Raw genomic sequence first — 15,051 nt, forward strand, 5'->3', positions numbered from 1 at the left:
GCGGTTGTTACTGTAGTTTAACTCGTTCCCCTTTAATGATCTGATTGATTCGGATGCCATTCTGGTAAATGGTTAAGTCAGGATCAAGATACCTCTTCGACTGCCACCATTTATCCTTGATGTAAAAATACCAACCGAAGGATTTATTTTCATCGTCAAGATACTGAATTTTATCATTGGGATACTTATAGTTCCATTCCTGGATATAGAAATAGAACATATCACCCAGTTTAATCTCGTAAAATGCTTTCCCCTGCAAATTGGAATTCATCGAATCCCCATACTTCTTTGGAAGAACGATTGTAACTGCCGCATATCTGCTCCGGTCAATGGATTCATCAGGCACGATGGTACGTGTCGGAAACAGCCATTCTTTATAGCGCTCCGGTGGTATGCTGATGGCCATGTTAAATGATTTTTCAAGCAACCAGGGAAGTGGAAAAATGATAAACGCAGCCGACATCAGCCCTGTATATCCATTGTTCATGAAAGAAGGAGCGGGTATGTATCTTCCCGCTGCATAAAATGCGATAGCGAAACCGATACATCCAACCAACATCACCGACAGGGTAAAAAGAAACTCGGCTTGCAAGTCATTATTGGCAGACCATCCAAACCTTCTGCTCATTTCTGAAAGATGCAGAATACCTAGTAAGATCAAAATAGCCATCAGCATCAAATGCACCCATTGAGGATTGATCATGGGAAGAAAACCAACCATTGAAGTGACTGCTCCTAATACAAAAGCGACAAGAAGGTATTTGAAAAATTTATTCTTACTGACCCTCGTCATTTCATTTGAGGCTGCGGATCTTGCCTGACCTCTCGCGCTGGATGCTGCTGATTGAAACATTAAATGGTATTTATGATTGATTAATTAGTTTGTTTCTTAAAATGTGACCATCTTCAAATTTCTATCCTCACGCCCTCTCCAAAGGAAAGGGTAGAAATCTCCACTACTGAACGTGAACTGTTTTCAATGCGAGGTTTGCATTAAATTAGAAGAGATTCCTAATTCACTATTGCTTTATTGTTACCAGGCATCAAAAAATTGTATCCTAACCGCACATTGCTATTTTCAGATAATCTTATCTCCTGCTCCATTTCAACAATAAAGTTAATCTTATAATCTACATCTAAGGGCAGTAAGAAATCATTGAGCGACAGAATTTCTGAATGCTTTTTATTCCCTGCAACATACTGTGGAACCTGAACCGATGGAATTGGACCGAGACTCATTACCATGATTGGTCTGCCATGAGTACCTGTTGTTCCGCAAGCTGTATTCACTCCCAGAACAGTGGTTTCTTCATTCAAAACAAACCGGTTATTGGTTGAAAACCAATTGCCGAACTCAACGTCAAGTTTCACCGGCAAATCCAGAATCAATCGATAACAAAGTTCCATCAGGTAAAGATTACCAACGATTTTATTTAAAATAGGTAGAATGTAAATCAACTTAGCTTTCTGCTCCACGCTTAAAGCTTCCGGTAACTTCCAGAACTGATCCAGCAACTCCGTATATCTTGACTGACTTTGATATGCTTTCAGGATATTCTGCTCTTCCTGTTCCAGTACAACTCGCTGGTGTGAAAATTCATTTTCAAACGGAAGGAAAAACTGGCGGGCAAATTTCTCTTCTCTTTTTCGTAATTTGATTTCATCCAACATTTCATCCTTTGATTTCATGCCCTGCCCCTTTGAACGCCGCGAGCTGTGCACCAGCGCCTGTGGCAATGCATCATAAATTCCTTCACGAGAAACGGCGATAGCGCAATACTCTTTCCCGTTCTTGGTTTCTTTTACTGCAACCTCCAAAATATCTTTCTCAAAACGTCTTTTGAATAAACTCTGCGGAACCACGACTATATCTTCCTGTGTGAAGCCACGTAATATCATGTCAGCGGCTACCACTTCAGCACGTATGTCAAATGGTAATTGGGGAATGATAGCACGTATGGCTTCAATGATGGTGGTCATCTTTTCTTTGCTTTTTCTTTTTCTATTGTCACCCTGAAAGGTATAAAAGAAGAGGAACGCTGCTGTAGTTTTTCCGTAAGATCAGTGCAGATACCTTCCCATTGTTCAGCAGAAGACCTTAACTTCTCAGATGGAAAAATAGTTACTTCAATAGTTTGAATAAATCCCGTTTTTGCATCACTGCCTACCGAAAATCCCTTTTTCACTTTTACATCCTTTAGGTTTTCACCCAATTCATTTTCACAAAAAAGCCTGATGTCGTTGGGAGTAACAATTCTGCCACGCGCAATCAACGAGCTTCTAAAAGCATTCAGTCGCTCCAAATCATTCAACCTGTTCTTACCTCCTTTGGTACTGGTCATCAGGTAAAGCGAATCGCTTCGCACATCCCCTCCTCCATACAATTCAAGCCTGTTACCTGCCCTGATGTTATTTGCCAGGTCGCCATTGGACGACCAGAATGATAGAAAGACATTTTCACCTGCCTGTCTCGGATTCATAATGAGATAAGATGTTGGCTCACCATTGGCCTGCGTATTTCCTGCCCGTTGTTCAAGCAGTGCAATCAAAGAATTAAACTCTTTTATTACTGAAGTAAGAAAGTCATTTCCTAACAAGGCGAATGCAGCACTTTCATCACGAAGCAGATCAAGAAGGTAATGAATTGTTTCAGTTGCATTTCGCTGGTCGAAACGCTGAATGCCGCCCTGCCTCAGCATATAGGTGCCCGCGCTGTATGCACGTGAGCTTGAAAGTGGATTGGACAAATACTCGAACCTGTCGGATGAAGTTACTTTATAAACACTTAGAAAAAAATCAGAGGTGGAAAGAGGTACAATGTTTAAATTAGACTGAAGCCGGAATGTAAATTCATTGAGGTGCTTGTTAACAATTGGTAAACAATTCACATTACAGAGCACATCTCCGAGCAAAGATTCAGTAATAGCAGGAGGAAAAACTACTTTCAGCCAAACCAGTTGCTCATTGATTTTATCCAGATCTGCAGAGCGAAATGCCTCCGAAAATTTTTCAGGATATTTTCTTTTCAGGCTTTTAAGTGGCCGCTTTGGAAACTCAGTGACTTTGATAAAACACTTATCATACAACTGTCCTATTTCAGAACTAATCCTCTTATTCAGGTCAAACTCATCCTCAATTTGCCTTTTTTGATCATTTGCGGTCAAGCCTGCTTCTGTCCCGATAAGTTCTTCCTCAATCATCCATTTGGCATGAGGTAACAGGTTATAAAAAAGCCTGCTTTCAGGGTTGTTCCTGATATCAAAATAAAAAGCAATCCCGTCAAGCGTCGGAATTTCTGAATTTAATTCGACGCCTATCCAGAGGGTATTGTTTTCCAGTCTCCTCCTGCTGTCCGCTTCCATCACGATACTTTTCTGATAACCATTTTGAACCGAATAGATTCGGTCAGCAAAAGCAAGATAACATACACTGCCATCAATAAGGCTGAATGTTGAAAGAGGAGAAAAAAATATTTCCTTAGAAGTTTCCTGTTGTGTTGCTGATGCCCCAGAAATTTTCTTATTGTGAAAGAACTGAACCTCCGGTGAAATAGTAGTTTGCGCCTCTGTAGGCCTTGCATAAATAATAGCATGTGCGGGATAAGGTGCTGTTATCACGTCAGGCGTAAGTAGCTCCGCTATGCGATTGATTACCCTGAACTGTGTGTTCGCGATATCATCATTGATCTTCTCTACTTCATTTACACAACCTTCAATCAGCATGCTTACTACAGGATCGAAAGAAACTTCCACATCCGTATCTTCCGCTCCCCATAAACGGGCAGCATTTTTCAGCATTCTAGTTTTTATCTTTTCTTTAGCCAGGTTGTTAACCGCCATAAAAATTGCATTTTATTCACTTAGCATGTGCCGACGCAGCGAATCATTCCTGAATGATCTAAACCACCACTGTTCCCGGGTAAAAGAAAGCCTCAACATTGGTTTTCCTTTTCGAAATCTCAATATGAAAACATTTATTTTCTCCTTCTTCCAGGAAACGCGAGATCGGGTTGGGAGAATATTTATTAATGGCTTTTCTAAATTTATTCTTATCTCTTACGGATGAAAACGGGATGTCAACTACGTTGATTGAAGATGGGTCAGCACAATGCTTGCTAACTTTACCCGGACCTATCTCGCGGATCTTTGTTTCCATCCTGGCAATTACCTCATCCCGCTTAAAATCCTTTTCCTTAACTGCTTCTTCAAAAACCTTTATAACCTTGTCGCCATTATGTCCGTAAAGTTTGTACTGCGATGCAATCCCCAGTTTTGTACAGTTATCAAACATAATCCTCGCCTGATCATTCGGAGAACGTGCTGTACTGGTGATCAGCAAGTTCCTGTTGCCTGATTCTGCACCAATTTGCTTTAACAAGGTAATTGTAGCATCTGAAACACAGTCCTGGCGGGCTGACGCTGAAAATGAAATACTTACCTGGTTTAGTTCCATAGAAAAGATTTTTAAGTATTTAATCCAATGAAATAGGGCTTAAATAAACAGGTTCTAAAAAAGGCCTCATCTGCTCATTTGTTTTTATTATTCTGCCTTCAACTTTCACATCCAAGCGTTTTCTGATTCTCGCCGCCTTTCCAAGCCGGCTGTCAAAAAATTCTTCGGGATTAATATCAACAGTAACTTTTATTTTATCGATTCTTTTTTCATTGGCGGACAACGACTCCTGAATAGACTTGGTAACCTGGTCCTTCCATGCATTTACATTCGAGATATTTTCAAAATCGTAATCCCAAATGCTGCATCCAAAATCGGGATCGTAACGGCTTTCACCTAAGAAGGTTACCAGCACTAAATGTATGCGTTGAAAAAGAGAGTTGCGTAAATCAGTTTTATAAAAGTCCCTTCTGTCAAGAATGGCTTCAAATGGAACAGGCATTGGAAAGTACTCTTCAACCATAATGACCGGATATTAATTTATTTTCACCAACCCACCCTTTAGCGAAGCAATTCCACCCCCATCCAGATCCATCGTAGCTGAAGATTTGATTTCAATAGTAGCAGAAGATTTAATGCTCACGCTTGCATCTGCCTGAACACTATGCTTGGTTGATTTGCTTTTTATCTCCTGAGCTTTGAGATCATATTTTGGTCCGGCATCAATTTTCATTTCCTGCGCAGTCATTTCTGTTTCCTTTCCCGACTTTAAAATGATCTTTTCCTTTGCCTCTATCGTGATTGACTTTTCTGCCTTGAATTCAATATCTCCTTTCGTTTTAATAGTAACCTTTCCATCTCCTTCACAGGTCAGTGAAAGAATATTCTTCTCGTCCTTGTTAAATATCCTTATCTCTTCCTTACCTGATTCATCATTGAACACAATGGAATTACCACTTGTAGTTCTGATGGCTTTGAAGTAATTATTCGCATGCTCCATGCCGTCAGACTTCGCCTTGCCATGAAAAGTGCTTCCGGAGATGTATGGAAAATCAGGATCACCATTTTCAAAACTGACCAATACTTCATCTCCTTTTTCGGGTACGAAATAGATTCCACGTTCCTTACCGCCGTGAGGTGTAGCTGCCCTTATCCACGGTGACATTGCGGGCGGTTTCTGCCATACAAACTGAACACGCACTCTGCCAAGCCCTTTAGTGTCATTGTTTTCCTTAACAACTGCCGTTTGCGTTTCACACTGCGGCCGCTGCACAGGGATTGACTGAGGAGGAAACTCAAGCGTGTGAGGAATGGCTCTGAAATGATTCTGATAGTTCCCAACGCCTCCGGCAGTATGCGTTACCGCAATCACGAGGTATTTACCAAAGTTATCGACGTTGGTGTTCTTTGATCCCATTTTTCCGGTCACATCAATCACGCTTCCAATTTTTATGGAAGAGCAGTTGCTTACGCCGTTTAATACCACATACTGGCTGGCAATCATTCCTTTCGTAACCTTCACCATTCCATCAAGTTTGCTTTTATCCAGCAATCCCTGATGTGTTACAACTGCAGGTTTGAAACTCGATAGGTTCTCAGAAGCTTTAAGAGCAAGGTCTCCAAACTTATCTAAATTGCTTACAGCAGCATCGGAAGAAGAACTTTCTATTACCTCATTCTTTTCATAGTCATACGACTTCATGCTGAAGTTGGGATTCATTATTCGCATGGAGACATCGAAGTTAAAGAGGTCCTTTCCAAAATAAAGCGCTATCTCTTTCTCTGCTGTCGGCTTTCCGAAATATAATTTGTTACCATCATAATAAAACCATTCCCCGTAGGTAGCAGCAAGACGGCGAAAGAATTGAAAACTGTTTTCCTTATATTGAACTAAGTAAGGAATAGAGGTTTTGTTTTTAGGATTGCATTGTATCTCCACAAAATTCTTGGGATAGTTGGCAGCTACCTGGTTCACGATCTGTTGAAGACTCTTATTTTCAAAAGAAACGCAGTTCGGCTGATCATCCAATACATAAGATGGACTATATCCCCTGATCACAATGTCACCTTGTGCATTGCTGTACTTTGAGATGCTTACCTGCGAAACAATTCCCTTAAAATAGGTATCTCCAACCTGTATCTTGATGATTTTTCCGATGTTATCCTTGGTCTTCTCAAACATCGGTTCATCTTTTCCCTCAAGTGCTTCTGCCGGAACACGTATCTCGAATGAGTGGTGCTGATCAATACCCTGATTGATCACCAACTGTGAAACGATCTTTACCGGATCTCCACTTTCAAATTCGATTTTAATAGCTAAATTCTGTTCCACGAATTGTACTGTTAGGTAACTTGAATGCTATCCTCTTTTTAACGAAGGAAAAACTCCGGAATAAATGCTTCTCAGTAGGTAAAAAAAAGAAAATGTTCCCGCAATTTCTTATTAATCCATTGAATAGAGCCGGTTTGAAAATACCAGAACTACCAATAAAGATTACTCCTGGCTAAAAGCAAGCAAGCCTTCTGTGCTGTAAAAAAAAATTGCACAGTCTAATTACATTAATGGAACCGTTTGCCGGAATAATCCTTATCTGAATAAGTTTCAGTTCAGGATAAACAAAATACTTTGGGAATGCTGCTTATTCAGGCCACTCATTCTTGTGCTCTGCATTTCCAACTTTAAGGTCCTTGCAGGAAATCACAAAATGTTCTGTCATTGGACTATCTCCTACGTTGGTGAATGCCTCGGTGTAAGAGACAATGTAGCCCTCCTTAAACGTAACTTCCTTCATTTTTTGCTCGCTGTCCCGCTTAAAGAAAGTGATGGTGCCATCTTGGTGTTTATACGGATCTGCCATCCATTCGGCAAGTGAGGAATCGGATGTTGACTCTACCTCTAACTGAATAGTGCCGGCACGAACACCTGAGGAAGGGCGGCCTGTTGCATCAACATCTTGTTGCATAGAATAACTACAGTGAAGAACGCGGTGTTTTTTTCCGCCAACTTCGAAAACGGCTTTAAATGACATAGAACTTGAGTTTTGGGTTAAATAAATAATGAAGTAAGAAAAAGAAAATTAATTGTTTATTCAGGCCACTCATTGGAGAACTCCACAGAACCAATAGTGATTTCCTGTGCGGAGATCTTTATTTTCTCAATCATGGGTATTTCCCCGATGAAATCAAACTGCGCATGATAATCCACGCAATACCCCTGTTTAAATGAAACTTCCAACATCTTCTGTTCATTATCCCTTCTGTAGAAAGTGACTTTCCCATCTTCTACTTTATACATTGCAATTGCCCAACTTGCCAGAGAGGTGTCCGATGTTGCCTCCACTTCCAATTCTATTTGACCTGCCCGCACTTCCGAAGAAGGTCTTCCCGTAGCATCAGTATCCTGATGTGCAGAATAGTTACACTTAAGTACCCGATACGTTTTGCCGCCAACTGAAAAATCCGCTTTAAAGGACATAATATGATTGCTGATTTGCTACCCTTTCGGAAATCTCTTTATCCTTTCGCGTATTCAGCAGCCCATTCCGCGGAATTTGCATCATCACCTTTTTGCCCATCTAACTTAATCATGAAACTCTTTGCAGGGAAATAAGGTGTCATGTGAATGTCGAGAAATATCCTGTCCTTTTGGTTCGGGTCCTTTTGGAACCGTTGAATCTTGAAACTTTCGATAAGTTTTCCCGGGCCGGTAATACCATCTAAAAACTTAGTGATCTGTGAACGCAAATCTTTTTCAAGGGTTGAATTCCAGTTTTCAAAAGCCCTTCTGTTAAGGAAATCTACCAATACTTTGGTGATGTAATCAAAAACCCTTACAACTGAATAGGTCTGCAAACCGAGGTTATCACCATTGAAAAGTGTCTTGGCGGAAAAAGCCATCACTTTTCCATATTCATTTACCATAGGCACCAAACCCAACTTCTCCAAGTTGGCGATTTCACTTTTCTTTAGATCAAAAGCCACTCCGTCCACCTCATTCATCGCGCCATGCTTTTTTCCTGCCGTTACCTGCGACATCAATGTACGGTACATTTTACCTGCTAATGCGCCTGCAGGAGGCACATATAAATCATCCTCTTCTCCCACTTCAGCATACTTAGCCCTTCCTACCAGCCAGTTGCAGGTCATCAATACATTGGAAAGAAAGTTATCCCCGCCTGTAAGATTGGCTGATTCGAACTCTTCCAACACATCATCCGGAGTATCAAGATGTCGAAAGTCTGTTACCAACATCACTTTATTCTGATAAGCAATCTTTGCCCATTTCTCTACTACTTTGTTGGAGCCAAGGTATCCCGGTAACACAAGTAGAGAATAATTATTACGAAGATCAAGTCGGTCATAATTTTGCTTTAATTCATTCGCAACAGCATCTATGAATCTTGGGTTATCAAGATCTTTTAGCTGACCCAGATCTGCGTTCATGAAAGACGCATTCTTAATTTTATCCGATTCAGTATTCTTATAAAATAAAGCGACAGATCTATACGATCTTTCAAGATTGTGCGTAGCATCAACTGCTTTCTTCAAATTAATTTTTAGCAATTTATCAGCAGCACCCGTTTTCTGATCAGCTTTATCAATCATCTCAGAAAGTGAAGATGAATCTGAAAGCATTGCCAACCATAAATCCAGGGTTTTCTTTAAGATCTGCCTTTCCGCTTTCTTTTCATCTGACAGAAATATCTTCCTGCGAGCCTTTTTTGCAGGATTGAGATTCTGTACCCCATCAATTGCACTTTCAAGCAAATCAAACCCTCCAAGGATTTCAAGCTTATGGATACTCTCCTCCAGTTGCTGCACCGGATCTTCTGCTCTTGCCCTTTCAGCCTGTCTAAAAGCAGGTTGTGATGATTGAGGATTTACTGATTCATTTTCTGCCATAGGGATAATATTTATTTGGAGTAGGGCGTTAATTATTTTACGTCTTCAATTTCCTGCAACATTGACTGCAAGGCAACAATGAACGCCTGTTTATACTCAGGAGTTTCTATTGCCTTATTCAAATTTTTATTAGATTTTAATTGCTTAATAAGCTTCGCGTAATCTTCCTTTTGCTGCAGTAAGTCCTGAAGAAATGTGCTTTGATTCGTAATGCCATTAGTGCCAAAATCCCCCAGATTGCCAAAACGCAATTCTTCATTTAAAAAAGTGCCATCTTCCTTTTGAAATTCAAGCCCCACATGAGGCTTAAAATGTTGAAACACTTCTTCAATAGTTTTTAATCCCTGTACAACTTCAGGTTTTCCAGTTGAATCTGCTGTGAGTTTTTCAATCATCAGCGTCCTGTTCATGGGGATGTCGCTAATTGCTTCACTAGCATCTTTGGGGACTTCCTGTCCTCCGAGTCCATAGTCGAACATAGTTTAAGGTTTTAACTGCTAAATATTGAAATGTGCTTTACTACAAATTTTATGTTGTACTCCAGAAAGTGACCTCAAAGTCCTGGTTTTTTCGGCGCAGTCGCCAGACAGGTGCTCCTTTTTTTGGCGTCTTGGCGACTTCTCGCTTATTCCATTTTTTCTACAGTGCGTCCAACAAATCTAACAATCATCACTGACTTTGCAACCGGATGCAATAAATTATTTTTTCCATACAACCTCATTATTCTCCCCAAGGTCAACCTTGAGTGAATTCCCTTTCCCAACTTCTCCCGAAACAATCATTTTCGAAATAGGTCTCCGTAATTGCATCCTGATAACTCCCTGTAGCGGCCTTGCTCCATATTTAGGCGTGAATCCACTGAGAGCAAGATGCTTTTTTGCTTCCGGAGTTACATCAAGTTTTATTCCCTGCCGCTCCAATGTTTTTAGCAAACCCTTCAGATGTATCTCAAAAATATTCTCAACAATTTTTTCAGTAATCGGAGAGAACGGAACAATCTCCGTTAATCTTCCCAAAAACTCCGGCCGAAAATAGCGACTCATGATGTCCATTAATTCACCGGAAGCAGGGATTTTTTCCTTATTGAAACTCTCCACTATAAAATCGCTGCCGATGTTCGAGGTGAAAAGAATCACAGCATTCGAAAAGTCTCCTTCCTTCCCAAGCCTGTCATGAAGTTTTCCTTCATCCAATATCTGCAGAAACAAATCAAAGACAGAAGCATGCGCTTTTTCAATTTCATCGAATAATACTACCGAATAAGGTTGCTGACGGATTTTATTAACCAGCATACCTCCTTCTTCATATCCCACATATCCCGGAGGTGCACCATATAACAACGCAGCAGAATGCTCCTCCTTGAACTCCGACATATCAAACCGGATCAAAGCGCTTTCATCATTGAAAAGAAACTCAGCCAGTGTTTTTGCAAGCTCCGTTTTTCCTGTTCCTGTAGGGCCTAAAAAGAAAAAGGAACCTATGGGTTGGCCGGGTTTACTTAATCCTGATCTTGATTCCAAAATAGCTTCCGCCACAGCTTTCACCGCATGATCCTGACCTACCACTCTTTTTTTAAGAATCCCTTCCATGTTCAACAGTTTCTCGCGCTCCTGCGATTGCAATTTACCCAGCGGAATTCCGGTGCGATGGGCCACGACTGTGGCCACATCCATTTTCTCCACTTTCTCCTTTTTCTGTTCAGTGGCCTGTTTCAATTTAGAAAGAAGATTTTCAAGATATTCCTTGATCAATTCAGCGGATTCTAACTTTTCAACACCTGATTCATCCTGAACCTGGCTGAACAGGATAGAACTTATCTTGTTCTTTAGCTCCATGTAAAACCATTTCAATTCTTGTATTTGTTCTTCAGCGCTCTTATCGGTCTGGTTACCGTTTACTTCATTAAACTTTGTCTGCATCATCTCTAGGTCAGTTCCTGATGTTTCCTGCATCATCTTTACCACTGCCATCGTCCGATCAATCAGATCAATCGCTGCATCTGGTAATCTTCTTTCTTTCACATATCGTTTAGCCAAGCGTATAGAATCAAGGATTACATCATCAGCCAGCTTGATTTTGTGGTGCATTTCAAATTGCGGAATAATAACCTGTAACATTCTGACAGCCGTATTCTCATCAGGTTCTTCAATTTTCACCAATTCAAACAAGCGGTTGAATGTTGCATCGGACTCAATATGCTTCCGGTAGTCTTCATTGCTGGAAGTGCCGATTACAGTTAGCTCACCCTTTGCTAATTCCGGCTTAAGAATATTAGCTGCGCCAGCGGCACCTCCATTTCTATCAAGCAGCATGCTGAGATTATCAATGAATAGAATGGATTTGTCAAATTGTTTGATCTCCTTAATAATATTTTTGAGGCGATCTTCAATTTCACCTTTGTATGATGCGCCGGCAATAAGTGCTCCTAAGTCCAGTTCAAATACCACCGCATTCTTTAAATTATCCGGCACTTTGTCGTCGATAATATTCATCACGAATCCATTAACACACGCCGTTTTACCGACACCGGATTCACCGGTCAGAATCACATTGGGCTTTGAACGGCGGCCAAGTATTTCTGCCATCATCCTAATCTCACGGTCGCGACCGATTACAGGATCGAGTTTACCATCTTTAGCCAACGCTGTCTTATCTATACAAAATTTATACAGCGCATTCGTTGGCTTAGATGAATCCCCACCTTGTGCACTCGAACCCGAAGGTGAGATTGCATTCTGAACTGAGGCTTCATTAATATAGAGATCGTAAATTTCCTTTTCAAGAATTGGAAATGTCTTAAGCTGATCAACAGTAAATCCTACTCCCGGCTTACATAATGCCGCAAGGATACAGATCGGATTTATTTCCAGCAACCCCAACTTAATCCTTGCGCTATCCGCTTCACGAAAGACACTTTCGATCTTTATATCCCCCGACGGTGCTTCCGGCAGCTTAACAGCTTTCGGATATGACTCGATCCGCACTTCAGCCCAATCTGCTAAATAGTTCACATCCTTTCCATTGGCATCCAGGAATCCATTCAGTCCCACATCTTTGTGAAGCAGTGCCTTCAGCAAATGCGCCGGAGAAAAATTCTCATTAAAATATTCCTTTGCTATTGCTTGTGCAATCTGAATGGCCGTTTTAGAGGAATCGGAAAGAGGGAAATCTTCTGACATGTTGAATCAGTTTAGTTTTGCAGAATATGAATGTCGGTTTTGAGTTTCATTTAATCAATGCAAATAGGTTATTAATTATCGGTTATAGATTAGATCGCCGGGAGATTTAGAGAGTATGCGGTTGATGGTGAACCAGGAGACGAGCATAGAGGAAAGCAAGAAAATGGCAATCGCGAAAATTGTATTCAAACTAAACATATTAAAATAACTTACACCCTCCTCCAATGCAATATTTTGTTTGAGAAAATAATCAATTATATAGCCTAAGCCCCATGCAAGAAAAAATGCTACAATAATTCCTGCAACTATAAACAAAGAAATAATTGAAAAATAGATATTCCTTGACTCTTTATTTCCAAGCCCAATCGCCATGAATGTTCCTATATTCATTTTAACTTTGTTTAGATGCATTTTTAGAAGGTTGAATATAAAAAGTGAAACTGCGACGCTTCCAAACATAATAATCAAGTAACTTAAGATGAGAACCGTATTACTAAGGAAATTAAAATTCTCTTTGTCTTTCACGCGTGACATATCTACCTCTATAGAATTGCCATTTTCAATTTGAACAGGAGTATTATATGTTTTCACCACATAATCTGCAAAGGTCTTAACGCTATCTAAGGACTTAAAATAAACTGATAACATATCTGCATATTGGGCATTTTTTGAAACATCCTTCACATATCCAAAGAAGTAGGTCCTTCTGATTATATCCCTATAAGGTAACATTTCCTCGGTTTCCAAAATCAAATTATTTATCGTATCAAACATCTTATAAGAGGAAACATCAGACCAAAATCCTATGTGTAAATTGTACCCTTTCGCTAGAGATTCAATATTTTTCTCAGGAAGTTCGGGTTGTATTGGTGAATAAGCATTCAAAGTCTCATTTTCCTTTAGCATATTCATTATCACCTCATGAATTTTGAATGCCACAACCGAGTCTCTTGACTCTACAAAATAATCCAAACCATCGGTTTGGTTTGCAGGATTAAAAGGACTTTCTGGACCCATTAAATATGCTTTATAAAAATACTCTGTGCAGGCGAATGAACTCTTGCCCGGAAGTTCCTTTACAATAGCTCGTATTGGTATCGGCATGTGCTTATTGCCATTTTCGCTTGAGTCCCTATCAGAAATTGGAAAAGTAATCAATACATGGTCTGACAATGGTTCATATCCGAATCGTTCCAAAAGCTTTGGAGTAACAATTATTGCCAGATCTTGCTTACCTCTGAAATTCGACCCCTCTATCAAGTTCTTGCCTGACAGCAATTCCTGCTCAATAAATTTTCTGTCCCTTACAACATCAAAAGTTCTCCCTTTCACAAATGATGAATCAACTTCATCCTTTCCCATTAAATAAATGCTTGATAAAGAATAAGCAGTGACAGAATCATAGTCAAAATTGGCTCTATTGAACGGATCATTCATCTCCGCAGTAATATCTTTTAGCGAACCCTCATAATTGGCCCTCTGATATGGGATGGAAATTGTAAGCCAGTTAACGAATGCGCTATTTAACACAGAATCAAGATAGCGCAAACTGCCATTCCCAAAGCCAATAGCTATAAAACTAAATAGAAAAATAGAACACAGTAGAAAGAAATTGACTTTATGCTTCCCTGAGAGGGCATCAGACTCCCTAACAAAAAAAAGTCTTCGAAAATTTCCACTCGTGCTCAGTTTCGGCTTGCTATTCACAGTGGTAATATGAACAAGCTGCTCAGCACTTGCAGTAAATGTATTCCTAATTCTATTTTTAAAATTATGGGTCTCCGATTCCGAAAACGGATCCCACACACTCCTGTTAAATATATTACTTGCTAATATTTCACCGAATGTATGATTTTCATTTTTTGTTAATAAAATGATTTGATCTGCATGCTTAATCGCAAGGTCAATATCATGAGAAACTATTATTGCGGTAAGATCAGTTTTAAGATGCTCCCTAATCACTTCGAAAAGTTCATTGGCATTGGTTTCGTCAAGATTCCCGGTCGGTTCGTCGCACAATAGTACCCTGGAACTTGAATTCAAAGCCCTCACAAATGCAAGCCGTTGACGTTGCCCACCCGACAAGTTCACAGCTAATGTATCCGAACCAACTTCTGCTTCCGACAAACCAACACGATTCAATAGTACTGTAACACCATCAACTACTTCATGCTGATATTTTGATTTTTTAATCATTTCAGCGACACATACGTTTTCATACGCCGTGAAATTTTCCATCAGATTCGTATTCTGAAAAATAAAATTGAAATAACTTTTACGTAGCGTGGATATCTGAATATTATCCTTATTCCTCCAGAGAGTGGAATATTCATAAATTTTTCCATCCTCCGGGATAAAGTTCAACTCACCGCTTTGAATCGTATTATTCATCAAACCAAGCGTTTCCAATAAAGTGCTTTTGCCACTTCCGGACGCTCCAAGTAGAAATATTAATTTGCCCTGTTCTATTTCCAGTTCCTCAATACTTAAAACAATTGGCGATTTGGAACCATAAGCACATCTCACTTTTGATATTCGAAAAATGCCGTGCATGTAGCTATGGTAAATATTCTTGAGG

12 protein-coding genes are annotated in these 15,051 nt (G+C 40.0%); all 12 read right to left on the minus strand.

Annotated features, from left to right (window positions below; translation table 11 throughout):
• Positions 1–7: 7 nt before the first annotated feature.
• Positions 8–853 (minus strand): hypothetical protein, encoded by an 846-nt coding sequence (locus tag IPO83_18055; protein ID MBK9733161.1) that lies wholly within the window; start codon positions 851–853, stop codon positions 8–10.
• A 158-nt stretch (positions 854–1,011) separates the two neighbouring features.
• A complete protein-coding gene (locus tag IPO83_18060; GenBank protein MBK9733162.1) occupies positions 1,012–1,980 on the minus strand; it encodes a type VI secretion system baseplate subunit TssG in 969 nt (322 codons plus the stop codon).
• Positions 1,977–3,839: a type VI secretion system baseplate subunit TssF gene (locus IPO83_18065; protein MBK9733163.1), complete on the minus strand. Its 1,863-nt coding sequence runs from the start codon at positions 3,837–3,839 to the stop codon at positions 1,977–1,979. The genes IPO83_18060 and IPO83_18065 overlap by 4 nt, the downstream gene beginning before the upstream one ends.
• Before the next feature lie 58 nt (positions 3,840–3,897).
• Entirely contained in the window at positions 3,898–4,452 is a 555-nt protein-coding gene (locus IPO83_18070; GenBank protein ID MBK9733164.1) for a hypothetical protein, read from the minus strand.
• A 19-nt stretch (positions 4,453–4,471) separates the two neighbouring features.
• Complete coding sequence (locus IPO83_18075; GenBank protein MBK9733165.1) at positions 4,472–4,915, minus strand: GPW/gp25 family protein; 444 nt, start codon at positions 4,913–4,915, stop codon at positions 4,472–4,474.
• Between the two features lie 12 nt (positions 4,916–4,927).
• Complete coding sequence (locus IPO83_18080) at positions 4,928–6,724, minus strand: hypothetical protein (protein ID MBK9733166.1); 1,797 nt, start codon at positions 6,722–6,724, stop codon at positions 4,928–4,930.
• Between the two features lie 307 nt (positions 6,725–7,031).
• On the minus strand, positions 7,032–7,421 hold the full coding sequence (locus IPO83_18085) for a phage tail protein (GenBank protein MBK9733167.1): 390 nt from the start codon (positions 7,419–7,421) through the stop codon (positions 7,032–7,034).
• A gap of 56 nt (positions 7,422–7,477) precedes the next feature.
• On the minus strand, positions 7,478–7,867 hold the full coding sequence (locus IPO83_18090) for a phage tail protein (protein ID MBK9733168.1): 390 nt from the start codon (positions 7,865–7,867) through the stop codon (positions 7,478–7,480).
• Positions 7,868–7,905: 38 nt separating this feature from the next.
• Entirely contained in the window at positions 7,906–9,294 is a 1,389-nt protein-coding gene (locus tag IPO83_18095) for a DUF5458 family protein (GenBank protein MBK9733169.1), read from the minus strand.
• A gap of 32 nt (positions 9,295–9,326) precedes the next feature.
• Complete coding sequence (locus IPO83_18100) at positions 9,327–9,773, minus strand: type VI secretion system contractile sheath small subunit (protein ID MBK9733170.1); 447 nt, start codon at positions 9,771–9,773, stop codon at positions 9,327–9,329.
• A 219-nt stretch (positions 9,774–9,992) separates the two neighbouring features.
• On the minus strand, positions 9,993–12,473 hold the full coding sequence (locus IPO83_18105; protein ID MBK9733171.1) for an ATP-dependent Clp protease ATP-binding subunit: 2,481 nt from the start codon (positions 12,471–12,473) through the stop codon (positions 9,993–9,995).
• A gap of 75 nt (positions 12,474–12,548) precedes the next feature.
• Positions 12,549–15,026, minus strand: coding sequence for an ATP-binding cassette domain-containing protein (locus IPO83_18110; protein ID MBK9733172.1), 2,478 nt, complete (start codon positions 15,024–15,026; stop codon positions 12,549–12,551).
• Between the last annotated feature and the right edge of the window lie 25 nt (positions 15,027–15,051).

The organism is Chitinophagaceae bacterium, from assembly GCA_016717285.1.
Lineage (GTDB): Bacteria > Bacteroidota > Bacteroidia > Chitinophagales > UBA10324 > JACCZZ01.